27 protein-coding genes are annotated in these 24,764 nt (G+C 62.4%); 7 read left to right on the top strand and 20 right to left on the bottom strand.

The window, feature by feature from the left end:
• Positions 1–15: 15 nt before the first annotated feature.
• The 11 genes from FIU90_RS03650 to nadB all read right to left on the bottom strand — a co-directional run bounded on the left by FIU90_RS03650 (position 16) and on the right by nadB (position 9,244).
• Positions 16–300, bottom strand: a complete 285-nt coding sequence (locus tag FIU90_RS03650; protein ID WP_152435677.1) for an LPXTG cell wall anchor domain-containing protein — start codon at positions 298–300, stop codon at positions 16–18.
• Between the two features lie 2 nt (positions 301–302).
• Positions 303–488 (bottom strand): hypothetical protein, encoded by a 186-nt coding sequence (locus tag FIU90_RS03645; protein WP_152433549.1) that lies wholly within the window; start codon positions 486–488, stop codon positions 303–305.
• 15 nt (positions 489–503) lie between these two features.
• Positions 504–707, bottom strand: a complete 204-nt coding sequence (locus FIU90_RS03640) for a hypothetical protein (protein ID WP_152433548.1) — start codon at positions 705–707, stop codon at positions 504–506.
• A 27-nt stretch (positions 708–734) separates the two neighbouring features.
• On the bottom strand, positions 735–1,094 hold the full coding sequence (locus tag FIU90_RS03635; RefSeq protein WP_152433547.1) for a PilZ domain-containing protein: 360 nt from the start codon (positions 1,092–1,094) through the stop codon (positions 735–737).
• Between the two features lie 49 nt (positions 1,095–1,143).
• Entirely contained in the window at positions 1,144–1,383 is a 240-nt protein-coding gene (locus tag FIU90_RS03630) for a hypothetical protein (RefSeq protein WP_152433546.1), read from the bottom strand.
• A gap of 68 nt (positions 1,384–1,451) precedes the next feature.
• The gene (locus tag FIU90_RS03625; protein ID WP_152433545.1) at positions 1,452–3,503 is read right to left on the bottom strand and encodes a ribonucleoside-diphosphate reductase subunit alpha; all 2,052 of its coding nucleotides are present in this window, start codon (positions 3,501–3,503) and stop codon (positions 1,452–1,454) included.
• Between the two features lie 545 nt (positions 3,504–4,048).
• Positions 4,049–4,972: an alpha/beta fold hydrolase gene (locus tag FIU90_RS03620; protein ID WP_152433544.1), complete on the bottom strand. Its 924-nt coding sequence runs from the start codon at positions 4,970–4,972 to the stop codon at positions 4,049–4,051.
• Between the two features lie 184 nt (positions 4,973–5,156).
• Positions 5,157–5,681 (bottom strand): hypothetical protein, encoded by a 525-nt coding sequence (locus tag FIU90_RS03615; RefSeq protein WP_152433543.1) that lies wholly within the window; start codon positions 5,679–5,681, stop codon positions 5,157–5,159.
• A gap of 410 nt (positions 5,682–6,091) precedes the next feature.
• A complete protein-coding gene (locus tag FIU90_RS03610; RefSeq protein WP_152433542.1) occupies positions 6,092–6,604 on the bottom strand; it encodes a hypothetical protein in 513 nt (170 codons plus the stop codon).
• Positions 6,605–6,956: 352 nt separating this feature from the next.
• Complete coding sequence (locus FIU90_RS03605) at positions 6,957–7,655, bottom strand: VIT family protein (protein ID WP_152433541.1); 699 nt, start codon at positions 7,653–7,655, stop codon at positions 6,957–6,959.
• Positions 7,652–9,244 carry an L-aspartate oxidase gene (nadB, locus tag FIU90_RS03600; protein WP_152433540.1) on the bottom strand — a complete coding sequence of 531 codons (1,593 nt, stop codon included), beginning with the start codon at positions 9,242–9,244 and terminating at the stop codon, positions 7,652–7,654. The genes FIU90_RS03605 and nadB overlap by 4 nt, the downstream gene beginning before the upstream one ends.
• A 198-nt stretch (positions 9,245–9,442) precedes the next feature.
• Between nadB and FIU90_RS15505 the strand changes: the two genes are divergently transcribed.
• A complete protein-coding gene (locus tag FIU90_RS15505; protein ID WP_172970170.1) occupies positions 9,443–9,601 on the top strand; it encodes a hypothetical protein in 159 nt (52 codons plus the stop codon).
• An 11-nt stretch (positions 9,602–9,612) separates the two neighbouring features.
• On the opposite strand, the gene FIU90_RS03595 is transcribed toward FIU90_RS15505, so the two are convergent.
• A complete protein-coding gene (locus FIU90_RS03595) occupies positions 9,613–10,566 on the bottom strand; it encodes an ABC transporter ATP-binding protein (RefSeq protein ID WP_152433539.1) in 954 nt (317 codons plus the stop codon).
• 80 nt (positions 10,567–10,646) lie between these two features.
• Here FIU90_RS03595 and FIU90_RS03590 point away from each other — a divergent pair, with 80 nt between their 5' ends.
• Together FIU90_RS03590 and FIU90_RS03585 are read left to right on the top strand one after the other, a co-directional pair.
• A complete protein-coding gene (locus tag FIU90_RS03590) occupies positions 10,647–10,907 on the top strand; it encodes a zinc-finger domain-containing protein (RefSeq protein WP_152433538.1) in 261 nt (86 codons plus the stop codon).
• A gap of 102 nt (positions 10,908–11,009) precedes the next feature.
• Positions 11,010–11,474, top strand: coding sequence for a hypothetical protein (locus FIU90_RS03585; RefSeq protein WP_152433537.1), 465 nt, complete (start codon positions 11,010–11,012; stop codon positions 11,472–11,474).
• A gap of 43 nt (positions 11,475–11,517) precedes the next feature.
• Here the strand turns inward: FIU90_RS03585 and FIU90_RS03580 are convergent, their stop codons facing one another.
• Entirely contained in the window at positions 11,518–11,826 is a 309-nt protein-coding gene (locus FIU90_RS03580; protein WP_152433536.1) for a hypothetical protein, read from the bottom strand.
• On the opposite strand from FIU90_RS03580, the gene FIU90_RS03575 reads away from it, so the two are divergent.
• Positions 11,825–12,016 carry a hypothetical protein gene (locus FIU90_RS03575; RefSeq protein WP_152433535.1) on the top strand — a complete coding sequence of 64 codons (192 nt, stop codon included), beginning with the start codon at positions 11,825–11,827 and terminating at the stop codon, positions 12,014–12,016. The two genes, FIU90_RS03580 and FIU90_RS03575, sit on opposite strands and share 2 nt — an antisense overlap.
• Positions 12,017–12,337: 321 nt before the next feature.
• Here FIU90_RS03575 and FIU90_RS03570 read toward each other — a convergent pair whose 3' ends face one another.
• The 5 genes from FIU90_RS03570 to guaA all read right to left on the bottom strand — a co-directional run bounded on the left by FIU90_RS03570 (position 12,338) and on the right by guaA (position 16,842).
• A complete protein-coding gene (locus FIU90_RS03570) occupies positions 12,338–13,312 on the bottom strand; it encodes a nitronate monooxygenase family protein (RefSeq protein ID WP_152433534.1) in 975 nt (324 codons plus the stop codon).
• A 108-nt stretch (positions 13,313–13,420) separates the two neighbouring features.
• Positions 13,421–14,077: an endonuclease III gene (gene nth / locus FIU90_RS03565; RefSeq protein ID WP_152433533.1), complete on the bottom strand. Its 657-nt coding sequence runs from the start codon at positions 14,075–14,077 to the stop codon at positions 13,421–13,423.
• 6 nt (positions 14,078–14,083) lie between these two features.
• A complete protein-coding gene (nth, locus tag FIU90_RS03560) occupies positions 14,084–14,800 on the bottom strand; it encodes an endonuclease III (RefSeq protein ID WP_152433532.1) in 717 nt (238 codons plus the stop codon).
• Positions 14,801–14,804: 4 nt separating this feature from the next.
• The gene (locus FIU90_RS03555; protein ID WP_152433531.1) at positions 14,805–15,263 is read right to left on the bottom strand and encodes a hypothetical protein; all 459 of its coding nucleotides are present in this window, start codon (positions 15,261–15,263) and stop codon (positions 14,805–14,807) included.
• A gap of 4 nt (positions 15,264–15,267) precedes the next feature.
• Positions 15,268–16,842 carry a glutamine-hydrolyzing GMP synthase gene (guaA, locus tag FIU90_RS03550; protein WP_152433530.1) on the bottom strand — a complete coding sequence of 525 codons (1,575 nt, stop codon included), beginning with the start codon at positions 16,840–16,842 and terminating at the stop codon, positions 15,268–15,270.
• A gap of 250 nt (positions 16,843–17,092) precedes the next feature.
• Here guaA and FIU90_RS03545 point away from each other — a divergent pair, with 250 nt between their 5' ends.
• Positions 17,093–17,419: a UrcA family protein gene (locus FIU90_RS03545; RefSeq protein WP_152433529.1), complete on the top strand. Its 327-nt coding sequence runs from the start codon at positions 17,093–17,095 to the stop codon at positions 17,417–17,419.
• Positions 17,420–18,248: 829 nt separating this feature from the next.
• Here the strand turns inward: FIU90_RS03545 and FIU90_RS03540 are convergent.
• Positions 18,249–19,799 (bottom strand): class I adenylate-forming enzyme family protein, encoded by a 1,551-nt coding sequence (locus FIU90_RS03540; protein WP_199799349.1) that lies wholly within the window; start codon positions 19,797–19,799, stop codon positions 18,249–18,251.
• Between the two features lie 66 nt (positions 19,800–19,865).
• The gene (locus FIU90_RS03535) at positions 19,866–20,828 is read right to left on the bottom strand and encodes a TIGR01777 family oxidoreductase (RefSeq protein WP_152433528.1); all 963 of its coding nucleotides are present in this window, start codon (positions 20,826–20,828) and stop codon (positions 19,866–19,868) included.
• A gap of 133 nt (positions 20,829–20,961) precedes the next feature.
• On the opposite strand from FIU90_RS03535, the gene gyrB reads away from it, so the two are divergent.
• Positions 20,962–23,493, top strand: a complete 2,532-nt coding sequence (gyrB, locus tag FIU90_RS03530; protein ID WP_152433527.1) for a DNA topoisomerase (ATP-hydrolyzing) subunit B — start codon at positions 20,962–20,964, stop codon at positions 23,491–23,493.
• 102 nt (positions 23,494–23,595) lie between these two features.
• The gene (locus FIU90_RS03525) at positions 23,596–24,762 is read left to right on the top strand and encodes an AI-2E family transporter (protein WP_152433526.1); all 1,167 of its coding nucleotides are present in this window, start codon (positions 23,596–23,598) and stop codon (positions 24,760–24,762) included.
• The last annotated feature ends 2 nt before the right edge of the window (positions 24,763–24,764 follow it).

Genomic DNA, 24,764 nt, shown 5'->3' with positions numbered 1-24,764 from the left:
GGATCGAGCGCTGCGTCAGCTGCTGCGTTTCTTCGAGCCGAAGAAGCTCCCGCCTCCCAGCACCGTGATGCCGAGGAAGAAGCCGAAATCGTACCACCCGCCGGTGTTCGGCACGGCGTAGACCGCGATGTCGGGGTTGAAGAGCGAACCGATCCAGCTCCACGGGAAGATGAAGCCGTGCCACAGCCCCCACCAGAAGCCGGGCACGTCCTCGCCCTGCGAAACGCCCGCATCGATCTGGCTCGCGCAGGCCGAAACGAGAAGCGCCAGTGCGACTGTCGCGACTATCCGGACAGGCATTTTCACAGCTGCATCCCCCACACGACAATCCAGAGCACGGGCAAGAACATGATCACCACCGGGATATGGATGCGCGCGGCATTCGCGGTGTGCCCAACCTGCGTCGCCTTGAGCGTGCGATAGGCGTTGATGAGGAAACCGAGCGCGAAGATCGTTCCGATCACGCCAATCCAGGTAATTGCCGACATCGCCTCTTCCCTCCCTCAGAAGACTTGCATTGCGCCAATATCGGGGAAGACGAGGGCAAATAGCAAGTAGAGGACCGGAGGAAGCGCAAATGACGTTGCGGTCATTATGATCGAAGCGCGTTCGGAAACGAGCCCGTCCTCGCGCCATTTGCGAAAGATTCCCATCTCGACCACCGCGATGACGAGGAAAACGAGAGGGATCAGGATGCCGAGCGTCATGGCGCCCGGTCTAGCAAGATCGCGTGGTCAGCAGAAGCGTTGCGGCAATTCGTCGGGCACGTCCTCGAAATCGCCCGGAGTGCCTTGCGCCGCGAGATCGGGGACGTGGCTGTGCCTGAAGTTTTCGAATTGCTCTTCGCTCAGCGGCGATGTGAAGGTCACACCGACTTCGCCGCCTTCGACCCATTTGACCGTCGCGCGGTGCGGGCCGGAGCCTGCGACATAGATCTGCAATGGTGCGCCGAGCGGGAGCTTGCGCGCGCCGCTCGCAAAGCGGCACCCGCCGACCGAAAGATCGGTCAGCACCACGTCCTCGGGTGTGCCCAGCCCGGTGAAGAACCGGCCCGGAAGGGTGATGGATCTGCGAGTGGTTTTACGCGTCCGCATGGTGCGAGCGACATAGCGCGAAGATGCTTAAGGGGCCGTAAAGTCTGAGTCAGAACTCAAGACTAGTGAGGAGAATTACAAGCGTCGCAAACTCCGCTGCGAGCATCAGCAATTCTCGCGTAATGTTCTTCCAGGGCGGGTTATGACGCGGATCGTAAGTCTTGAGTTCGCGCAGTTCCTCGAAATAGCGGTCTTCACCCGCTGCCAGCCGATCGTCGATCCTGGCTTGATGTACGCGCACCCTGCGATCGTGAAGTGCGCGCAGCGAAAAGCCGCTGCCGATCGTCACGGCAGCCGCTATTGCTATGGCAGCCCATAAGTCCATCGCGGGTCAGGCGTGCCGGAACATCGGGGCGATCACTGACAGCTCAGGCATTCCTCGTAATCGGTTTGCTCGGCGGCGAGTTCGTATTTCGCCGCGTCGGCGGTGTTGTCCGCCTCGACCCCGCCGGCAAAGCCTGCGCGCTGGACCGATTTCGAGCGGAGGTAATAGAGCGACTTGATGCCCTTCTCCCACGCCTGGAAGTGCAGCATCATCAGATCCCACTTGTCGACATCGGCGGGGATGAACAGGTTCAGCGACTGAGCCTGGTCGATATAGGGCGCGCGGTCGGCGGCGAATTCGAGCAGCCATCGCTGGTCGATTTCGAAGCTGGTCTTGAAGCTCGCCTTTTCCTCGTCGGTGAGGAAATCGAGATGCTGGACCGAGCCGCCGCGTTCGAGGATCGAGTTCCAGACATTGGTCGAGTTCTTCGACTTCTTGTCGAGCAGCTTTTCAAGATACGGGTTCTTCACGATGAACGAGCCCGACAGCGTCTTGTGCGTGTAGATGTTCGCCGGGATCGGCTCGATGCACGCCGACGTGCCGCCGCAGATGATCGAGATCGACGCGGTCGGCGCGATCGCCATCTTGCAGCTGAAACGCTCCATCGCACCCATTTCGGCAGCGTCGGGGCAGGGCCCGCGCTCCTGTGCGAGCAGCATCGAGGCTTCGGACGCTTTGGCCTGGATGTGCTTGAACATTTTCAGGTTCATGGCCTTCGCCATCGCGCTTTCGAAGCCCAAACCCTTCTGCTGGAGGAAGGAGTGGAAACCCATGACGCCAAGGCCCACGCTGCGCTCGCGCTCGGCGGAATATTTGGCGCGCGCCATTTCCGGCGGGGCGCGGTCGATATAGTCCTGCAGGACATTGTCGAGGAAGCGCATGACGTCCTCGATGAACTGCTTGTCGGTCGACCACTCGTCCCACTTTTCGAGATTGAGCGAGGACAGGCAGCAGACCGCCGTGCGATCATTGCCGAGATGGTCGATGCCGGTCGGCAGCGTGATTTCAGAGCACAGGTTCGAGGTCGATACCTTGAGGCCGAGCTCGCGGTGATGCTTGGGCATCATGCGGTTCACCGTGTCGGCGAACACGATATAGGGCTCGCCCGTCGCAAGCCGCGTCTCGACCAGCTTCTGGAACAAGGAACGCGCATCGACCTTGCCGCGCACTTCGCCGGTCTTGGGCGATTTGAGTTCGAACTCCGCGCCATCGCGCACCGCTTCCATGAATTCGTCGGTCAGCAGCACGCCGTGATGGAGGTTAAGCGCCTTGCGGTTGAAGTCTCCCGATGGCTTGCGGATTTCGAGGAACTCTTCGATCTCCGGGTGGCTAACGTCGAGGTAGCACGCCGCCGAGCCGCGCCGCAGCGAGCCTTGCGAAATCGCGAGCGTCAGGCTGTCCATCACGCGCACGAACGGGATGATGCCGCTGGTCTTGCCGTTGAGGCCGACCGGCTCGCCAATGCCGCGAACATTGCCCCAGTAGGTGCCGATGCCGCCGCCTTTCGAGGCGAGCCAGACATTCTCGTTCCAGGTGCCGACGATCCCGTCGAGGCTGTCGGACACCGAATTGAGGTAGCACGAAATCGGCAGGCCGCGATTGGTGCCGCCGTTCGAGAGAACCGGGGTTGCAGGCATGAACCACAGGTTCGAAATGTAGTCGTAGAGGCGCTGCGCGTGTTCCTGGTCGTCCGCATAGGCATCGGCGACGCGCGCGAACAGGTCCTGGTACTTCTCGCCGGGCAGCAGGTAGCGATCCGTCAAGGTCTCCTTGCCGAATTCGGTGAGGTTCGCATCGCGCGCCTCGTCGATCTGGATGTCGAACCGGCGATCGTTCACTTTCTTGCTGTCATCCTTCGCCGCCGCGGCCTTGGCAGCTTCGCCAACCGCACTGGCCAGCGCCTCGCCTGCCTTCTCGGCGATCAGCTCTTCGCTGCCCTTATCGCTCTTTTCCATGCTCACGGCTTTCTTTTTCTTTTCTGCCCTGTTCTTTTCGGCGTTCTTATCGGCGGGGGGAGCGGCATTGCCCACATCGGTATCGCTCAGCACTTCGTTTGACACTTGATCACTCGCTTTGAATTCCATCTTTGCCCCGCTCGTCTCAGCGAATCGGACACGAACCTGTTTAGCGAAAAAACACGTTTGTTCCGATTCTGTTCTCTACCGACCGATCAACAGAAGTTCCGCAGGCCGCGCACAGCTTTTCCCGCGAGTTATCCCCCCGATCACTCCTCGTCCGAAGCGCCGTGCCCCCGATCACCAGACTCCGATCCCGTTCGCAAAGACGCCCTTGCAATATGGGGTCGATGCGCTGCGATCACTAGGTCTTGTGGGTATGCAGCCCCGAACAACCACTAAATGATGAATCAGAGCGGACTCGCACGCAAGAGGGTAAATACCGATTAACCCAAAGTCGGCGTTCGCAACCGGGGTGTATTATCATGCTGCAACGCCGCGACGCGGCAGAAATCCTAGGCTCGCAAAACGCGCAAGCCCAAAAACGAATCTGCGAAAAAATATTGGCGGGCAAAAGCTGTCTGGCGGGGTTGTGAATCAATCGAATCCGCGCGCGCAAGATTCGAATCCGGAACGCCGCCCGTCGAACCGATCACGGACGCCTGGTTAGCCTCTCACGCCGCTTCGGAAGCGCCAGCGGCACCCGATCTCGCGCTCGCGGCATGATCCGCAATCTCCTGCGCGACGCGGTCGATCAGTTCGACCGGGATATCGTGCCCCCAGCCGGGAATCGTCACCAGTTTCGCATTCGGAATATGCGCTGCAGTGTCCTTACCGCCTTCGAGCTTCACCAGCGGATCGGCTTCTCCGTGAAGCACGAGAGTCGGCACACGCACGCCTTTCAGCCGTTCGCGCCGGTCACCGTCGTCGATAATCGCGGCGAGCTGGCGCGGAAGACCTGCGGGATGGACCGAGCGGCGAACCATCTTAGTGACGCGCTCGCGGCGGCGCTCCGGGTCAGCAGGGAAGCCGGGACTGCCGATCTTTTCCTGCACGTTAATGCCATGCGCGACGAGGTCCGCCTCCTCCATCGACGGAAGCGGCGCGATCAGCGCATCGATCGCTTCCTTGTCAGGCGGCGGCACCTTTCGGTTGCCCGTGGTCGACATGATCGAGGTGAGCGAGTGCAGCCTGTCCTCGTGGTTCACAGCCATCAGCTGCGCGATCATCCCACCCATCGATGCGCCGACCACATGCGCCTTTTCGACACCCAGGCTTTCAAGCAGGCCCGCCCCATCGGCGGCCATGTCAGCAAGTGTGTAGGGGACGCGCGCAGGAAAGCCGATCACCTTGCGCAGGACCTGCATCCGCATGCCGGGCGCCTTCGCGCCCTCCATCTTCTGGCTGAGGCCAATGTCGCGGTTGTCATAACGGATGACGCGGTAGCCGCGCCCGGTGAGCGCCTCGACCAGTTCGTCCGGCCACAGGATCATCTGCGCGCCAAGGCCCATCACCAGCAGGATCGGCTCGTCATTGGCGTTGCCAGCATCCTCGTAGAACAGTTCGATACCGGTGTTGGGTGTGGTGATGGTGGGCATGGTCGGTCGCGGTCCCTCGTAAGTCTCGTGAGGGAAACTGAATGCCGCAACAAAAAACGCGCCGCAACCCGCCTCGCCCCTCGGGGTTCAATACCAAGCGGGACTGGAGGCAAGGGGGTGCGGCGCGCGCGACCCCGCGCATCGTCAGGTGCGCGGGGCCGGTCCCGGCGGAGCAGGGGCTAACCTATCCGCCAAGCAGGATTGGGCGATCCTCTTCGTCGACATTCGCGAAACGCTGAGCGCGCGCCTTGGCCGCCTTGGCTGCGAGCTTGTCATGCGTCTCGATAGTGTCTGCAAAGATGATACTGGCGAGGAACCGCGTGCCCTCGGGGTTGGCGACAGGCACATCGCCGAGCGTATCGAGCGTACGCACGGCGTATTTCGCTGCGCGGCGGGCCGACCAGTTGCCCTGGCCCGGAAGCACTCGGATATTCTCCGCCCTGCCGTCATAGCCGAGCGTGAAGGCGACTTCGACCACCGCATTGTTCGGTTGGACCTTTCGAGCGATCGGATCGCGGACAAGCGCGCGGTTGAGATCGGCGGTCGTCGCCTCCTGCCACGCCTGCATGGCGGGCTGAGAGATCACCACGATTGGTTCTGCTTCGGCAATTTCCTTTTCCCCGGCGAGCGCCGGTGCGGTCAGCGGCAACGCAAGCGCCGCTGCAGCGATCGCCAGCGGGGCGGCGGTCAATTTCGTACGTGTAAACATTTGATCATCCTCTCCACAAAAAGAAGAGATCGATCGAGGGGACCAGACGCGCCGAGCACCAGTCCCTATACTCGTGCAATGGCTCTGTCGGTCGATCTGACTAAGCGGGTTTCGGGGCCGCCGTTGTCGTGTTGCAATGTGCCTGGACGCAGGATTCTTTCAATTCTTGATCGCTGAGCGCCTTATTGTGTCGTTCAGAGACGGTTCTTGATCGATAAACTGCGTCATCGGCCCGACCAGCGTTTTTCAAACTACGACCAGTGGGCGTTTTCATTGGCGCCCCGACCGCTCCAGCGCCGCGCCGCCATTGTCTCCGCAGCAGCAGGCGGTGACGACGCTGGAGCTTCACCTGACGGGGCAGGCGAAACGGTCGGCGGGTTCAAGCCGGCATGGCCGAGCCCGCCTTCCGGTCAGTTGTTGAGGGCGATGAAGGTGCGCTCCTTCCCTGACGATCCGATCCGCGCGCGCTCCCACTGCGCCAGCCGTGCTTCGAGCCTCTCATGCGCGCGCTCGTTATCGGCGAAAATGATGTTGGCCAGGAACTGCGCGCCTTGCGGGTTTTCGACCGGAACCTCGCCGAGGTCCTTGAGCCGCTTCACCGCACGCAGCGCAGTTCTCTGTGCGACCCAATTGCCTTCATCGTTGTAGAGCCGGACATCGTCGGCCTTGCCGTCTTCACTGAGCGAGAATGCGACCTGCACAATCGCATTGTCGGGCTCGCCGCGGTAGCGGACGCCTCCGGTGGAAAGCGCGCGGTTGAGATCACGCGTGGTGTCTTGCTGCCATTGCTCCATGGCGGCCGACGGCGACACGATAATATCGTCGCTATCTTCGGAAGCGAGGCTTCCGACCGGTATGGCCAGAAGGAGCGCAGCGCCTATGGACCTGCAGGCAATCTTCGAAATTGGAATATTCGTGTTCATGGCATCATCCTTGTGTTTCACGTTGGATGATCGGCCACAAAGACCTTCGCAGTTTTCTCGCGACCTATCTTCTCTGGCGAGGAATCTTGAGGTCGATCCGACAAAGGGCCTGCGGAACCCGTTCGTCGGTGCTTATTATCCTCCTATGCCGGACGCGGTTCAAGGGCACTTGCGGCGAACCGAGTGCACGCCACCAACCCGCTGACGGTATTGGGCAATCACACGAATTGCGCGGAAATCCGCCGCTTTTCGGCTTGTAGTGACACGACAATATTTTCGGGCGGGTTGCGCAGCTCTGACCTGCCCCTCCCCGAGTCGGAAGGGCGGGTCTATGTTTCTCGGCCGACCGCTCTTAGGCGATTGAGGCCCCGAACAGCATCCCCACACCGTAAGTCACCGCCATCGCCAGCGCGCCCCAGAAGACGACCCGCGCGACGGCTCTTGGCACGGGAGCGCCGCCCGCTCTTGCGGCAAGCGCGCCGAGTCCCGCGAGCGCGAACAGGGACGCGCCGACCACTGCAATCGCCAGCAGCGAAATCGGCAGCAAAAGCGCGACGATCAAGGGCAGCGCCGCCCCGACTGCAAAGGAGGCGGCAGAGGCGATGGCCGCCTGAAGAGGCCGCGCCCGGGTGAGATGAGTGATCGAAAGCTCGTCGCGCGCATGGGCAGCGAGCGCGTCGTGCCGGGTAAGCTCGATCGCGACCTGCCGCGCGAGCTCGGGCGAGAGACCGCGCGCCATGTAGATGCCGGTCAGTTCGTCGAGCTCGGCATCGGGCTGGTTCGCCAGTTCCCAGCGTTCGCGCCTCAGATCCGCAGCTTCGCTATCGGCTTGCGAGCTGACCGAGACATATTCGCCCGCCGCCATCGAGAGCGCGCCCGCCACCAGGCCTGCGATCCCGGCAATCATCACTTCCGGCTTGTCCGCCGCCGCACCGGCAACACCCACCATCAGGCTTGCGGTCGAAACGATTCCGTCATTTGCGCCGAGCACCGCCGCGCGCAGCCAGCCGGCGCGTTCGACTGCGTGGCTTTCGATGTGCAGGCGGCTCATGGGACCAGCACCGTATCTTCGGCGACAGGCAAGGTTTGCGGAAAATCAAGCGTGTAATGGAGCCCGCGGCTCTCCTTGCGCCTCAGCGCGGACCTGACAATCAGCTCTGCGGCCTGCAGCAGATTGCGCAGTTCGATGAGATCGGTCGTAACCCGGAAGCTGCCGTAGTAATCCTCGATCTCCTGTTTCAGCAGTTCGATCCGGTGGAGCGCGCGTTCGAGCCGCTTGGTCGTGCGCACGATGCCTACATAGTTCCACATGAAGCGGCGGATTTCGGTCCAGTTCTGCTTGATGACGACCTCTTCGTCGGAGTCCGTCACGCGGCTTTCGTCCCACGGCTTGATCGCGGGCGGCTCCTCAAACTCGTCCCAGCGCGCGAGAATATCGTCTGCCGCCGCTTCGCCGAATACAAAGCATTCGAGCAGACTGTTGGACGCAAGGCGGTTCGCACCGTGCAGGCCGCTCTCGGTGCATTCGCCTGCCGCCCACAGACCGGGAAGATCGGTGCGCGCATCGAGGTCCACCACCACTCCGCCGCAGGTGTAATGCTGGGCAGGGACGACCGGGATCGGCTCTTTCGTCATGTCGATCCCGAGGCCCGTGAGTTTTTCATGGATCGTCGGGAAGTGGTCTTTCACGAAATCGGCCGGCTGGTGGCTGATATCGAGATGGACGTAATCGAGGCCGAAGCGTTTGATCTGGTCGTCGATCGCGCGGGCGACGACATCGCGCGGGGCAAGCTCCATGCGCTCCTTGTCGTAATCGACCATGAAGCGGTGGCCTGTCTCCGGGTGAAGCAGGTGCCCACCCTCGCCGCGAACCGCCTCGGTGATGAGGAAATTCTTGACCTCGAGGTTGTAGAGGCAGGTCGGGTGGAACTGCATCATCTCCATGTTGGAGACGCGCGCGCCTGCCCGCCACGCCATCGCGATCCCGTCTCCCGTGGCGCCGCGCGGCGCGGTCGAAAACTGGTAGACGCGCCCCGCGCCTCCCGCCGCAAGAACGGTAGCGCGCGCGACGTGGCGCTCGACCCTGCCCGTCTCCTCGTTCAGGGCGTAGACGCCCCATACCCGGCCTGCGGCAGAGAAATTTTCGCGGTGGCGATCGGTGATCAGGTCGATGCAGGTGCGCGAAGGCAGCATGGTTATGTTGTCGTTTGCCTCGGCCGCCTTGAGCAATGCCTCCTGCACCGCCCATCCGGTTGCATCGTTCACGTGGACGATACGGCGGTGCGAATGGCCGCCTTCGCGCGTGAGGTGCAGCGCATCCTCGTCGCGGTTGAACGGGACGCCCAACTCACACAATCGGTCGATCGCCTTGGGCGCGCCCTCGATCACGAATTCGACCGCCTCGCGATCGTTCAGCCCTGCGCCCGCGATCATGGTGTCGCGCACGTGGTTCTCGAACGTGTCGCCCGCATCGAGGACCGCCGCGATCCCGCCCTGTGCCCAGGCGGTCGATCCGCCGGTGAGCGCGCCCTTGGCGAGCACGAGCACGCGCTTGGTCTCGGCCAGTTCCAGCGCGGCGGTGAGCCCGGCTGCGCCCGAACCGATCACGATCACATCGTAACTGTCTCTATTCTCACGCATCGCCCCGCCCATGGCGCGCATTGGGCAAGAGGGCAAGAGCACGGTTTTTGACAAAGCGCCGATACCGGTAGGTCCGGCAAACCAAACGGGCCGCCGCTCGGGACTTTATGCACCCCGCGTGCTAGGCAATCTTTCGGTGGGGCGTAACCCGCGAACACTGGGGCTGAGTCGCGGACAAGAGTCGCAAAGGAAGCGCCCATGTCCATTCTTTCGCTCGCCAATTGCCTGATTGGCCATCACAAGCCGATCCGCAGCAACGTCCATTGGAAGGGAAAGCGCCTTGTCGGCGAGTGCCGCCATTGCGGCGCGGCGATCCACCGGGTCGATCACGGCGACTGGCGCGCAGGGCACGCCTGATTGCCAAGCCGCTAGACGCCAGTTCCGGTAAGCTGGACGAAGACGTCCTCGAGGTCGGCCTCGCGCGTGGTCACGTCTTCGATCGTAAGGCCTTGCCCCTGGAGGATCGCCAGCACCTGGCCCGCGCTCAACCGGTCCTTGTCATAGGTCACTTCTATGCTGCGTTCGTGCAGGCGTTCGACCTTGGCAAAGGCCTCGTGCGAGGGAAGCTCCGCAATATCGGCTTCCGTTTCGACCCGTACGATCTTTTCCCGCGCCATCTCGATCAGCTCGCGCGTCGGCTTGTTCGCGATAAGCTCGCCGTGATTGATGATCGCGATGCGGTCGCACAACTCCTCGGCCTCTTCGAGATAATGCGTCGTGAGAACCACCGTCACGCCTTCGCGGTTCATTTCGGTCACGAGTTCCCACAACTGGCGCCTCAATTCGACATCGACACCCGCGGTCGGCTCGTCGAGCACGAGGATCGGGGGCGAGTGGACCATCGCCTTTGCCACCAACAGCCGGCGCTTCATCCCGCCTGACAGCGTGCGCGCATAGGCATCGCGCTTGTCGGCGAGGCGCACCGCTTCGAGCAGTTCTTGACTGCGACGTTCGGCCTTGGGGATGCCGTAGAACCCGCCCTGGTTTTCGAGCACCTCGAACGGGGTGAAGAAAGGGTCGAACACGATTTCCTGCGGGACGATCCCGATTGCGCGGCTTGCGTTGCGCCGGTGCTGGTCAATGTCGAAGCCCCAGATTTCCGCACTTCCGGAAGTCTTGTTGACCAGTCCTGCAAGGATATTGATCAGCGTCGACTTGCCTGCGCCATTGGGTCCGAGCAGGCCGAAGATCGACCCTTCGGGCACGTCGAAACTCACGCCCTTCAGCGCGAGCTTGCCCCCAGCCTCGTCTCCCTTTGCCTTGGAAGGGGCGGCGTAACGCTTGACGAGGTTATCGATCCGGATCGCGGGTTCGCTGGACATTCGGCAAGCCCTAGGCAGAGGTGCGGACAAGCGCAAACAGCAATTGAAATCGCTTGGCTCTGCGACTATTCGGCGTGGCCATGAACGTACCTCCACCCGAAGTCCTGCTTGTAGAAACCCGGCGCGTCAGCTGCGACGGATCGAGCGGCATTCGCGGCGGCGAAAATTATCGCCCCGCAGCCCTCGGCCATCCTCGCATCTTTCTCGAGATCGACGAGCATGGCTATGTTGATTGCGGCTATTGTGATCGCCGCTTCGTTCTAAAGGGTGGCCCCGCGGACGGCGTCGATCAGGCGACCCTGCCAGATATCTCTGAAGGCGCGGATCCCGGACACCGGTAATCGCGCGGGTTACCGCGCGCCGAACCGTGTTTGGCCATGGTCAGGCCGTGTTCAGGCGTGATATGCTGTATCTCCAGGCTTCCAGCCAGAGGAGACTGCCTGATGCGTGCCCCCACCCTCTTTGCCAAGCCCCGCTTTGCGGCCGCCGGTGCTGCCGCCGCTCTCGCGCTTGTCGCCAGCCAGCCGGCTGTTGCCGACGAACCCGAGGCCGAGGATGCGGTCGAAATGACCAAGGGCGAGAAGAAGCTCGCCAAGATTCTCGAAGGCCGTGTCGCAGGCGAGCCGCAGAATTGCATCCGCACCCGGCTCAACAACCGGCTGCGCGTCATCGACGAAACCGCCTACGTCTATGGCAGCGGCCGCACGATCTATGTCCAGCGGACCAAGAACCCCGAAGATATCGATCGCGACGACGTGCTGATCCAGCGCCGGTTCAGCGCGAGCCAATTGTGCAAGCTCGATATTGTCACGAAGGCAGAACGCGCGGGGGGCATCTTTACCGGGGTCGTCTTCTTCGACGAGTTCATTCCCTATACACGGGTCGAGAATCTCGAAAACGACGGCTGACGAGCCTCGAGGGTCGCAGTCTCGCCGCTCATCGGTAGAGCGCCTAGCCGAGCGCGCTTTCAGCGCGTTCGGCCCGTGGCGTTCCTTTCGGCAAATACGGTGCCGCGTCGCTGAAGCGCGGCAATTCGGCCTGCGCCGTCACGCCTGTGTCGCGCCGGGTCGCTGCACGGTCATCGCCGGGCGCATCATTGATTTCATGAAGCGCTGTAATTGAGCGCTCGTAATGGCCCAGAATACGGCCGGCGTGCCGGCTTGCACTGCGCAATTCGGAACAAAGCTCGGGATCGTCCCAGATGCGGCTCTCACTGCGGATCGCGTCGGCCTCTTCCTGCAATTCGGCGAGTGTGGGCATGCTCGAGAAAGCTTCGCGCCTTCGCTCGGAGGCGCTCGGATCGCTGCGGTTGCTCCGCGCGAAGATCCGCCATCCCGATGGAGGAAGCGACACGGGAAGAGACGACAAGCAGCGACGACCCGAGGCAGAAACCCCGGCGGTGCCGATGCCTTCCCATCCGCTCGGTCGAGGCAACCCGGATCGTGCGTGAGCCTCGCCGGCACAGACCAGCAATTGCATACGACGTGCGCCGTTCAGATCTCCCAGGATCCAGCTGACGATACATGCTACCATAAGAACCAACGCGGGGCCGCCAATCGCGATGACGTTTTCCATCCGTAACCTCCCTATGCCCGCCGTCGCGCCCATCCCTGGCGCATCGGCGAACCTCCAAGTTGTGACCCCATAACCTGAGACCCGAGCATTGGCGCAGACGCTGCGGAAGCCTCAAGAGTTCAGTGTCTTACTGGAGTGAGAGAAGCTGCGGAATTCGCATGGCCACCTAGCAGCCCTTTAACCTTTTCGCAGGTGGCTAGGCCCGTGCCATCGCGTTCATCCGCGCGATGATGTCTTCGGCCTGCTTCATGATCCGGTCGATGAGTTCCTGGCAGGTCGGGATATCGTTGATGAGGCCCGCGACCATCCCGCAGGACCATGCGCCGGCATCCATGTCGCCCTCCATCATGATGCGCGGATAGACGCCTGCGACCTGCTCGATGATGTCCTCGAATTGGAGGTCGGCGCCCTTTTCCTTCTCGATCCTGAGCAATTCCTCGACTGCCTCGTTGGTCATCACACGTTCGGTGTTGCGTAGCGGTCGCATGACCAGCCGCGTGTCGAGTTCGGAGGCCGCGACGATCGCCTTCTTCACGTTTTCGTGGACCGGCGCTTCCTTGGTGGCGATGAAGCGCGTGCCCATGTTCATCCCTTCCGCGCCCATGGCAAGGCTGGCGACAAGGCTGCGCCCGTCGGCCATGCCGCCGCTCGATACGAAAGGAATTTCCAGCTCGTCCGCCGCGCGCGGTAGCAGGATGAAATTCGGAATGTCGTCCTCGCCCGGATGCCCGCCGCATTCGAACCCGTCGACGCTCACCGCATCGCAGCCGATCGACTGCGCTTTCAGTGCATGGCGTACGCTGGTGCATTTGTGGATCACCTTGACGCCCGCATCCTGGAAGTAGGGGAGCACCTGCTGCGGGTTGTTGCCCGCGGTCTCGACCACCTTCACCCCGCCTTCGATGATGACTTTGACGAGGCCCGGATAGTCCGGCGCGTTGACCGTGGGCAGGAAGGTGAGGTTCACGCCGAAAGGCTTGTCGGTCATGTCCTTGCAGCGCGCGATCTCGTTCGCGAGCTTTTCGGGCGTGCCCTGAGTGAGCCCGGTGATGATGCCGAGCCCGCCCGCATTGGAAACCGCCGCCGCCATTTCGGCAAAGCCGACATAGTGCATGCCGCCCTGGATGATGGGGTGCTCGATGCCGAACATTTCGGTGATGGCGGTTTTCATGTGGTGTCCTCCCGTGAATCGCGAATTTGCGCGCGAAACAAGCGAAGTTTGACCGGTGTTGCAAGCGCGCTTTTGGGGAGGGGCACCGGGACGCAGCGCGCCGTAGCGTCACTCGCCGCCGCGTTCGATCGGCCCAGTCTCGCACAGATCGGCGACGACGCAGATTTCGCATTTGGGCACCCTCGCGCGGCACACCCGCTTGCCGAACTGGATGAGCCAGAAATGTCCGTCGCGCATCGCCCATTCGGGGCTGCGCGCCTCAAGCTGTTCGGCGGTCTTTTCGGCGGTCTTGGCCTGCGTCAGCCCGATGCGGTTGCACACCCGGTGGACGTGCGTGTCGACCGCGATCACGGCCTCCCCGAACGTGAAACTCATCACGATATCGGCGCATTTCCGGCCGATGCCGGGCAGGCTCATCAACCCTTCGCGCGTGCTCGGCACCACTCCGCCATGCTCCTCGATCAGCGCGGCGCAGAACTTACGGATGTTCTTCGTCTTGTTGTTGTAGAGGCCGCACGGCTTGATCGCTTGCGCAATGACTTCGTCGTCGAGCGCGAGCATTTCTTCAGGCGTCTTCGCCAGTTTGAACAGCGCGCGGGTCGCCGCCGCCGTATTCCGGTCGAGCGACTGGGCTGAGAGCATGCAGGAGATGCATGATCGGAACGCGTCCGGCTGGCCTTTCGGACCCTTCGCGTTCCTGGTGCGCCCCGGCATGGCCTTAGCGAGTTTGCGGTAGACTTCCTCGACCTGAGATTCGCTGAGCATGCCTGATCAGCGAGCGGAGGAGCTTGAGGTTCCGGTCTTGCAGTCCCTGCGCACCGGACAGCCATCGCACTGCGCCCTGCGCGGGCGACAATAGGTCTGGCCGAGCTTTTTCAGCAGCAGGTGGTGTTCGTCCATGTCTTCGGCGGACCATTCGTCCGGCACGATCGGCATCAGCGCGTTATAGGTTTTCGCAGTGTCGGCCTTGGCGGGGACCAAGCCCATGCGCTGAATGATACGGCGATGGTGGCCGTCGATCACCATCGCGCGTCGGTTGAAAGTGCTGGCGTTCATCACCCCTGCCGAGTTCTTGCGCGCGACGCCCGGAAGCGTTTCGAGCCATGCCATCGCATCGGCGGTTTCGAGATTGGAGAGGTGACGCAAGTCTACTGCGCCCCGCGCCTCGATAATGGCGGTGAGGCAATCCTTCAGCCGCTTGGCAGCGACGCTCGGAAAGGTCTGCCGCTGGAGCCGCGCTTCGAGCTGCTCCACCGGAGCCGCTGCGACCGCCTCCCACGATCCGTATTCTGCGAGCAGCGCATCGGTCGAGGCGTTGGAGGCGGCGGTTTTCGTCTGCGCGCCGATCACCCCGTGAACCAGCACCCATTCGGGTGGACGCCGCTTTTCCGGCGGACGGACGATACGCCCAAACCGTTCGATCAACGCCTCTTGCACCCGGCGGAGAATGTCGGTGCGCGGGTCGGAGCCGAAGGGAAGCTGCGCCATCTCTTCAGGTGTCTTGGCTCTCTACATGGTCCCTCAACCGGTGGCCGGGGAACCATGAACCGTGAGCCGCCGCCCCGCCTGCAAGTCCTGCAATAAGGAGCGCGAGCCAGATCGGAACGGAGGCGCCGAACAAGCTGAGAGTGAAAAACTCGAGCAAGCCGAGTGACCCGAGTATCGCGACATAGATTGATACGGCGACGAGGCCTGCGAGCGCAGACAAAATCCGCGTGCCTCGATCAAGATGTACGTGCAGAGCGCCGATCAGTGTGAAGGCGAGCAGAAGTGCTGGAGAAGTCCAGAGCAGGATGGCGCTTTCGAACGCTAGAAATGCCCAATCCGCACCTGCCGATCGACCATCGACTGTAGAGGCGATCATGGCGAGCCCGAAAACCAGCGCGGTCACCAGGGTGCCTACCAATCCTCCTACGGTTATGCGGCGATTCTTCGTGAGGCCGGAATCCAAGCCGTCACTCCCATTCGATCGTGCCCGGCGGTTTCGAGGTGTAGTCGTAGACCACGCGATTTATGCCTTGCACCTCGTTCACGATCCGGGTCGCGACCTGGGTGAGGAAGCCCGCATCGAAGGGAAACACGTCCGCCGTCATCCCGTCGGTAGAAGTCACTGCACGCAGGCCGCACACGCTGTCATAGGTGCGCCCGTCGCCCATCACACCGACCGTCTTGACCGGAAGCAGCACGGCGAATGCCTGCCAGATCGCGTCGTAGAGACCGGCATTGCGAATTTCCTCGAGGTAGATGGCATCGGCCTTGCGCAGAATATCGCAACGTTCCTTTGTGACTTCGCCGGGAATGCGGATCGCAAGGCCGGGGCCGGGGAATGGATGGCGACCGACGAAAGCTTCGGGAAGGCCAAGCTCGCGGCCGAGCTCGCGCACTTCGTCCTTGAAGAGTTCGCGAAGCGGCTCGACCAGCTCCATGTTCATGCGCTCGGGCAGGCCGCCGACATTGTGGTGGCTCTTGATCGTAACGCTCGGCCCGCCGGTGAAGGAAACGCTCTCGATCACGTCGGGATAAAGCGTGCCCTGCGCGAGGAAATCCGCACCTCCGACCTTCTGCGCCTCGGCCTCGAACAGGTCGATGAACGCCCCGCCGATGAACTTCCGCTTCTTTTCCGGATCGGTGACGCCTGCGAGGCCGCCAAGGAACTGCTCCTCGGCATCCACCGCGACGAGCGGGATGTTGTAATGGTCGCGAAACAGGGTGACGACCTGTTCGGCCTCGTTCATGCGCATCAGGCCATGGTCGACGAAGACGCAGGTGAGCTGGTCGCCGATCGCTTCGTGGATCAGCACCGCTGCAACGGCCGAATCGACCCCGCCCGACAGACCGCAAATCACGCGTCCGCCGCCGACCTGATCGCGGATTTCAGCGATCTTGGTCTTGCGGAACTCGGCCATGGTCCAGTCGCCCGCAAGCCCGCAGACATGGCGCACGAAGTTGGCGATCAGCTTTCCGCCATCGGGCGTGTGGACCACCTCGGGGTGGAACTGGGTGCCGTAGAACTTGCGTTTCTCGTCGGCGATCACGGCGAAGGGCGCGCCGTCGCTAGTGGCGACGATTTCGAAACCGGGCGCGAACTCGGTTACCTTGTCGCCGTGGCTCATCCACACCTGGTGGCGCTCGCCCACGTTCCACAGACCGTCGAACAGCGCGCATTCCTTCGTCACGGTGAGATAGGCGCGGCCGAACTCTCCACCTTCTCCGGTCTCGTGACCCGGGCGGACCTCGCCGCCCAGCTGCTTGGTCATCACCTGCTGGCCATAGCAAATGCCAAGGATCGGCACGCCCGCCTCGAAAAAGGCTTGCGGGGCGCGCGGCGAGCCTTCGTCGGGCACGCTTGCCGGCGAGCCTGACAGGATAATGCCTTTGGGGTTCATGCGCTCGAAAGCGGCTTCGGCCATCGAAAACGGCGCGATCTCGGAATAGACCCCGGCCTCGCGCACGCGGCGTGCGATCAGCTGGGTAACCTGGCTGCCGAAATCGACGATGAGGATGGAATCGGGGAGATGCTCTGCGTCCATGGGCGGGGACTAGGGAGCGCATGGGGCCGTGTCCAGCATGCCGTAACGTCAGCGCATAGCCTTTCGACAGATATTGCAGTGCGGCACGGAGAAGTGGTGCAATTCTGCTAAATTTTTATGCATCCGGGGGAACCCGGAACGCGTAATTCGCATTTGCAACATAAATTGGTGCATTGCACCACGGGAGAACCAAGAGCAGACGAGCGCCGGTTAGCGGTGCCGCCAACCTCTTCAATTCGGAGTTAAAGCAATGCGTATCACCCTTCCCCTTATCGCCCTCGCGGCAATCACAGCGCCGGTTTCGGCCTCTGCACAGAGCGCCAACGACACCGTCACTGTCCGCATCGCGTTCGCCGATATCGACCTCGCCACGGCCGAGGGCCGCGCCAAGCTCGAGCAGCGCATCGATACCCAGGTGACGAAGGCCTGCACGATCGAGACCAACTCGCGTTACGGCTACGGCCGTGACATCGTCGATCGTTCATGCGTTGCCGATGCGCGTGCAGCTGCTCTCGCCAAGGCGGAGCGCTTCGCTGCCAATGAAGCGCGCCGGGGCCGCGAAGTCGCCGCGAACTAGGGCAATTTCATCCACACATATGCGGCCGTTGGAACGATCTGGCGGCCGCCTTTGCGTCTGCGGGGCACCGTTCCGTAGCGTTTCCATTTAGATTGCGTATTTTGCAACGCCACGATGGATTTTCGCATTTGAGTTTTACGCAATCGAACAGCATATGACCTTCAGCGAAGGGCGCAAAGGCACCTCTCTCCACCCTGCGCCATCGCTATCGGCAGCAGCGAGTTCGAATACGAGCCGCAACTGCCAGTCTGCTTGCTGCCGGCAAGCAGCCGACAAGTGCGAAGCATGACCGCGGGCATCTTCCAGGGCCCTCAAGGTCAGTCACCGGCTTCGTCGCTAGAGGCGCTTCCCCTATGCGCCCGGCTGCTTTCGGCAACTGCCCCCACGGGGCCTGTGGCGCGTCCGGATGATCGCGCCGGTCAACAGGGTCCCGGACACGCATCGCTTCGCGCGGCAGCAATGCAGCGAGCGAGACGCGGCCACCACTCCCCCTCCCCCTCGATGTGGCCGCGTCTCCACCCGCTCGCCGCCGGACTACCCTCCCGACAATCGGATTTTCCGACCAGACTGATCGGTAATGACTGTGTTGGCAGGCGTAACAATATTGCCCCTCGCGCCATATCTTTAGATCAGAAGCTCGACGCATTCGTCGCGCCGGGCTCGTCCCGCATAAGGGGCGGCACGAGGAGCAAATGTCATGGGCATTCTTACCGAAAGACTGGTCGCGTTCGCTTTTGTGATCGGCATCAGCACGATTTCGCTCAACAGTCTGATCGTTTGAGCGGACAGGCGCGGCACCCGGATCAGGCTCGGGGGCCGCGCCTTTCTTTTACTCGCCCGATTGCCACTCAGCCCTCTCGCGCAGCTCGGTCTTGAGCAGTTTGCCGATATGGCTGCGAGGCATTTCCCCGATTTCGTAGAGCGCGGAAAGTCGCTGGGTCTTGCCAAGCCGGGCGTTGACCACGGCGCAGATCTCGGCTGGGTCGCGCGCATCGGCGGACAGCACGACGAACCCGACCGGGGTTTCGCCCCATTGCTTTGAAGGGATGCCGACGACGGCGGCTTCCACCACGTCCAGCTCCTTCATCAGCTCCGCCTCCAGATCGCTCGGATAGATGTTGAACCCGCCCGAGATGATCATGTCCTTGGCCCGGCCGACCAGTTCGATGAAGCCATCCTCGTCGACCCGCCCGATATCGCCCATGCGCATCCAGACCTCTCCGGTTTCGGGATCGGTCCATTGAGCCTCTTGCGTCTTGTCGGGCCGGTTCTTGTAGCCGCTCATCATCGTCTGGCTTCGCCCGACGAGATTGCCCGGCGTCCCCGGCGGCACGGGCCTGTCCTCGTCGTCGAGCACGCGCAATTCGCTGCCCGGCGCGGGCCTGCCGACGGTATGGAGCTTGTCCGGGAACTGGTCAGCCTGGAGCAAGCACACGACCCCGCCTTCGGTCATCGAATAGATCTCGACCAGCCCGCCTGGCATCCGGTCCAGCACTTCGCGTTTCAGCTCGGCCGAAAACGGGGCCGAGGTGCAATATTTCATCGCCAGGCTTGAGAGATCGAAGTCGTCGAAGCCCGCGAAGTCCATGAGCCGCTGGTATTGCACCGGCACGAGCATCGTCACCGTTGTCTTGTCAGCCTGAGCGTGTTCGAGCCATTTGGCGCAGTCGAACTTGGGCATGATCCGAACCATCCCGCCCGCGAGGAGCGGCGCAAGGAATGCGACCATGGTGGTGTTCGAGTAGAGCGGGGTCGAGGCCAGCGAACGCACCGGCAGGCCCGCCTCGAGATAGGACAGGGCCGTCGCTGCAAACTGCCGCCAGCGCATCTGGTGCGAATGGACGATGCCCTTGGGAATCCCGGTCGTGCCGCTCGAATAGATGATGTTGAACGGATCGCCCGGATCGGGATCGAAAGGGGGTGCCTCAGCCCCTTCGGGCGCCATCCAGTCCCGGACTTCTTCGAGCGGGACGCGGAGCATGTCGGGCAGGAAATCGTTGCCGAGCTCGCTCGCCTTGGCTGCATCCAAGAACAGGTGGCGCGCGCCCGAATCCTTCGCCATGCCTTCAAGCTGCTCGCGCGAGGCGCTGGTGGTGAGCGGCGCGGCAACCCCGCCCGCGCGCACTGCGGCAAGAAAAGCGAGCGCGTATTCGATCGAGGAATAACCGAGGATCGCGACCGATTGCCCGGGTTCAAGGCCGGTCTCGACCAGCCGCGCCGCCAGCCGCTCGACCTCGGCGACGAGCTGCTCCCAGGTGAGCGCACGGCTATCGTCGACCAGCGCGACGGCATCGCCGCGCTCCTGCGACCAATCGCGAAGGATTTCGGAGAAAGAGCCGAAGGGCCGGGCGAGTTTTTCCTGCATTTGCTGTGAGGTCATGGCGGGCACACTAGGCGCTCGCCCCGCACTCGCAATCAGTTTTCCAACCCGATTGACGCGCAGGCCCTATACCGTGATCTCCACCAGATCGCCGAGCGCCTCATCGAGCGTCGGATATTTGAAGCGAAAGCCGCTCTCGAGCGTTCGCCTCGGCACGACCTTCTGGCCCTCGAGCAGGATCGATGCCCGCTCCGCTCCTACCAGTCGCATGATCAGCCATTGCGGCGCTCGCCAGACTATCGGGCGGCGCAAATGACTGGCGAAGGCGCGGATGAATTGCTCGCTTGTCACGCTTTCAGGTGCCACGGCATTGAAGCGACCGGACAGATCCCGATTGTCGATCAGGTGCAAGAACAGGGCGGCGCAATCGTCGATATGGATCCAGGGGAATGGCTGCCGCCCCTCGCCGATCACGCATCCGAGGCCAAGGCAAAACGGAAGCCGGATAATCGGCAGGAAACCCCGCGAATTGCCTATGCGCCAGAGGCGCGACAGAAACCCTTCGCGGCGTACCGCGCCCAGCACGATCGCGATCCTGACCTTGGCATGGCGTACTCGCGACGTGTCGATGCCCTCCGCTGCCTTTTCCCACTGTCCGACGAGTTCCGCTGGAAAGTCGATTCCCATCGGCTCAGCATCCTCGTCGAGTTCGGGATACTCCCTTGCCGCGCCAATCTCGCCGGTTCCGTAGAAGCATTTGCCGGCAGTCGAAACGAACAATTCGGGAGGTTTTTCGGCCCGATTGATGGCATCGACCAGCGTTTGTGTCGTTTCGACCCGCGAACGGATGACCTCTTCGCGATAGGCCGCATTCCAGCGCCGTCGCGGGTTGAGGATATGCATTCCGGCCAGGTTTATGACCGCGTCGCATTGAGGGAGGCCCGTTTCGGCAAGCTGGCCCCAGGTGATCCGATCCGGGCCGGGATGGCGGCTGATCCAAGTTACTCGGTCGCCTCTAGCGCGCAGCTTTTCGGTGATTGCCGAGCCGACAAACCCCGAGCCTCCCCCTATGACGATATGCGCTCCCATCCCGATAGGAAACTAGCCAGAGAATCTTCGGAAAACCAGTGCCTTGCGAGGCAGTGGATCGGTCCGTGGAAAAAGCCGGTCGGCGCACCTCTGAAAGTTTGGGTTTCGCCCCTGCAGCGCCTATATAATCGGCATGGACGAGAACTCACAAAACACCCCTGAAAAGCAGCGCCAGAACGGCGAATATGGCGCGGATTCGATCAAGGTCCTGAAAGGCCTCGATGCGGTTCGCAAGCGCCCCGGCATGTACATCGGCGACACCGACGATGGTTCGGGCCTGCACCACATGGTCTTCGAGGTGTCGGACAATGCCATCGACGAGGCGCTGGCGGGTCATTGCGATCTCGTCCTGATCGAGCTCAACCCGGACGGGAGCGTCAGCGTCGAGGACAATGGCCGCGGCATCCCGGTCGATATGCACAAGGAAGAAGGCGTGTCGGCAGCCGAGGTCATCATGACCCAGCTGCACGCGGGCGGTAAGTTTGAAAACACTTCCGACGACAACGCCTACAAGGTCTCAGGCGGCCTGCACGGCGTCGGCGTCTCGGTCGTGAACGCGCTGTCCGAATGGCTCGAGCTCACCATCTGGCGCGACGGCAAGGAGCACTGGATGCGCTTCGAGCATGGCGAGGCGGTGAACAGCCTCGAAGTAAGAGGCGATGCGCCGCCGGTCGACAGCAATGGCGATGAAAACGGCCTCAAGAAAGGCACGCGCGTCACCTTCAAAGCGTCGGAAGAAACCTTCAAGAACGTCACCGAATTCGATTTCGAGAAGCTCGAGCACCGCTACCGCGAACTCGCTTTCCTCAATTCGGGCGTGCGCATCCTCATCCGCGACAAGCGGCACGAGGAAATTCTCGAACATGACATGTATTACGAGGGCGGTATCGCGGCCTTCGTCAAATGGCTCGATCGCAACAAGGAGGCGCTGATTGCCGAGCCGATTTCGGTCTCGGCCGAGAAGGACGGAATCGGCATCGACGTCGCGCTCGAATGGAACGACAGCTATTACGAAAACGTCCTCACCTTCACCAACAACATCCCGCAGCGCGACGGGGGCACGCACCTTGCCGCATTCCGTGCGGCGCTGACGCGCACGCTCAACAATTACGCCGACCGTTCGGGCCTCATCAAGAAGGAGAAGGTTTCGTTATCCGGCGAGGACATGCGCGAAGGGCTGACCGCGATCGTCAGCGTCAAACTGCCCGACCCCAAGTTCTCCTCGCAGACCAAGGACAAGCTCGTGTCTTCCGAAGTCCGCCAGCCACTTGAATCGCTGATGGGCGAGAAGATGAACGACTGGCTGGAGGAGAACCCGAACGAGGCCAAGGCGATCATCCAGAAAATCGTGGACGCCGCCGCGGCGCGCGAAGCCGCACGGCGCGCGCGCGAGATGAGCCGCAAGGGTGCGATGAGCGTCGCCTCGCTGCCGGGCAAGCTCGCCGACTGCCAGGAGCGCGATGCGACCAAGGCTGAACTGTTCCTGGTCGAGGGCGATTCCGCAGGCGGATCGGCCAAGCAGGGCCGCGACCGCAAGACGCAGGCGATCCTGCCATTGAAGGGCAAGATCCTGAATGTCGAACGCGCCCGCTTCGACCGGATCATCTCGTCCAAGGAAGTCGGCACGCTGATCCAGGCGATGGGCACCGGCATTCGCGATGAATTCGACCTCGAGAAGCTGCGCTATCACAAGATAGTGATCATGACCGACGCCGATGTCGACGGCGCGCATATCCGCACGCTGCTGCTCACCTTCTTCCACCGCCAGATGCCGGAGATCGTGAAGGCAGGGCACCTGTTCATCGCGCAGCCGCCGCTGTTTAAGGTCTCCAAAGGCCGCAGCGAGGTCTATCTGAAAGACCAGGCGGCACTCGATCGCTACCTCGTCGATGCGGGCCTCAACAACAGGGTGCTCGAAACGCAGGGTGGCGCGCGCTCGGGCGAGGACCTGCGCACATTGATTGAGCAGGCGCTGCGGCTTCGCAACCTGCTCGCCTTCATCCCGCGCCGTTACGATCCGGCGCTGGTCGAACAGATGGCGCTGTCCGGCGCGCTCGATCCGGAACTCAATCCCGAACAACGTGCAGCAGCTCTCGACCTCACGGCAAAGCGCCTTCAGCTGGGCGATCCCGAGGCCAAGTGGAGCGCGAGCATCCGCGACGATGGTTCGGTGATGTTCGCCCGCGTCTGGCGCGGTGTGACCGATGCGCACGAGATCGACGCGCGTTTCCTCACCAGCACAGAGGCGCACAAGCTCCACGGCCTCGCCGCCTTGCAGGCCGAAAGCTACGCCGCGCCTGTGCGGCTCGTGAAGATGGCCGCTCAGGATGAAGACGAGGTGCCGAGCGAGGACACCGAGACAGACGATCCGCCCGCGGCAATGGGCGATGATGCAATCAGCCGCCCGACCGAGCTGCTCGACGCGGTCTTCGCCGCCGGGCGCAAGGGGCTTTCGATCCAGCGCTACAAAGGGCTGGGCGAAATGAATGCGGAGCAGCTGTGGGAGACCACGCTCGATCCGGAAAACCGGGCGCTGCTGCAGGTCAAAGTCGAAGATGCCGACGTCACCGACGAGATCTTCACCCGCCTGATGGGCGACGTGGTCGAACCGCGACGCGAGTTCATCCAGGACAACGCGCTCAACGTCGCCAACCTCGATGTGTGATCGGGGCCACACGTCAGGGGATTTGCCTTTTCGTTCAGGAACCTGAACAATTGGCGCCGGTAAGAACAGGGGTACCTATTGGCGGATAGAGACACAGAAGAAATGGCCGGCGAACAGCACCATACGAGCGAGGTCGAGCAGGTCAGCTTCCTGCTGATCCTCGCTGCGGTTACCATCCTGCTCGTCTGGATCGCATGGCCATTTGCGACCGCGTTGCTGTGGTCGGCTCTCGCCGCGATCATGTTTCAGCCGCTTTACAAATGGGTGCTTGTGAAGGTGCGCGGCAAGCGCAATCCGGCAGCGCTCATTACGCTCACCATCATCCTTCTGGCAGTTATCCTCCCGGCCTTCTGGATCGGCGCGATGGTGGTTGAGCAGGCACTCGGCGTAATCGCCGCATTGCAGGAAAACCCGATCGATCTCGCCGCGTGGGCAAGCCAGGTCTACAACCTGCTGCCTGCCGCTGCACAGGAAATGGTCGATGAGAGCGGATGGTCGGATATGAGCCAGTTGCAGGACCGGCTGCAAAACCTCCTCGGCGAAAGCGCCGGGCTTATCGCGAGTTCCGCTTTCTCGATCGGCAGCGGCGCGCTCAGCTTTTTCCTCGCTCTCGGTGTTGGTTTGTACGTTACCTACTTCCTGCTGCGGGATGGTTCGCGCATCGGCGAGACGCTGCTTCATTCGGCTCCTGTCGAGCGCGAGATTGCCGACCGGCTGGCTGCGCGCTTCCTCGGCATCGTGCGGGCTACAATCAAGGGTTCGGGAGTGGTGGGCCTGGTGCAGGGAACACTGGGCGGGATCATGCTCGCGATCGCGGGCGTTCCCTCCGCACTGCTGCTCGGCGTCATGATGACGATCCTCGCGCTGATCCCGGCGATCGGCACTGCGCTCGTTTGGGCGCCGATCGGGATCTACATGCTCGTCACCGGAGAGATCTGGCAGGGCGTTTTCATCCTCGCCTTCGGTTTCATCATTGTCAGTTCGGCGGACAACGTGCTGCGGCCGATCCTCGTGGGTCGTGACACCGGCATTCCCGACTGGATCATCCTCATCACCACGCTTGGCGGCCTGGCGATTGCAGGGATATCGGGCATCGTGCTCGGACCGCTCGTCGCCGGCCTGTTCCTTGCAAGCTGGTCGATCTGGCAGGAACAGCGCGCCGAGGACGAAGAGGCAGCCGCACGGTATCGCACCCGCGTCGGCGTCGACGGCAAGGCCCGCCCCGACAACGACGATCCCGAGCCGGTTCCGCAGCACCGGGAAGCCTGATC

It is taken from the genome of Erythrobacter sp. THAF29 (genome assembly GCF_009363635.1).
In the GTDB taxonomy this organism is placed as follows: domain Bacteria; phylum Pseudomonadota; class Alphaproteobacteria; order Sphingomonadales; family Sphingomonadaceae; genus Erythrobacter.
Note: the sequence above shows the minus strand (reverse complement) of the source record. Positions and strands in the feature narration are given on the sequence as shown.